The 504-nt window shown below is 65.9% G+C and carries 1 protein-coding gene; it reads right to left on the bottom strand.

Going from position 1 to position 504, the window contains the following annotated elements:
* Window positions 1-220: 220 nt before the first annotated feature.
* Window positions 221-504 (bottom strand): nitroreductase family protein (locus BN2476_RS45070; RefSeq protein ID WP_173819739.1); only part of this gene is annotated, 284 nt, incomplete at its 5' end.

Raw genomic sequence — 504 nt, 5'->3', positions numbered from 1 at the left:
GTCTCGTGGGCTCGGCGCTGATGTTCGGGGCGGCCGTGGTCGCGGCGATCTGGGGCGTGGATGCGGAGCGCAAACCGCTCGAGCACGTGGCGAGGCCGCTATCGAGCGTCCTGGACGACGCGGAATAAAAAAATGCGCGGTGCAGGCAGCGGGCCGCGCGTTTTTTCCTGGTTTTTCCCCGCTTTTTTGCGTGTTACGGGCAGCGGGCGCCGCGAGCCGCTCAGAACGCTTTTTTCCAGCCGCCGCCGTATGCGATATCGGCGAGCGGCAAACGCTGGCGCACCGATTTCTCGCGCTCGCGCAGCACTGGATCCAGCTTGTCGACCTCGCCATAGTGGCCGAGCGAAATGATCGCAATCACTTCGACGTCGTCCGGCAGCGCAAATGCCCTACGGAACGCGTTCACGTCGAACCCGCTCATCTGGTGCGCGGCAAGCCCGAGCGCATGCGCCTGCAACACTAGCGCCATCGCCGCGGCGCCCGCATCGTACGGCGCGCAGCGGT

Source organism: Paraburkholderia piptadeniae, from assembly GCF_900007165.1.
GTDB lineage: Bacteria > Pseudomonadota > Gammaproteobacteria > Burkholderiales > Burkholderiaceae > Paraburkholderia > Paraburkholderia piptadeniae.
This window is presented reverse-complemented; position numbering and strand designations above follow the sequence as displayed.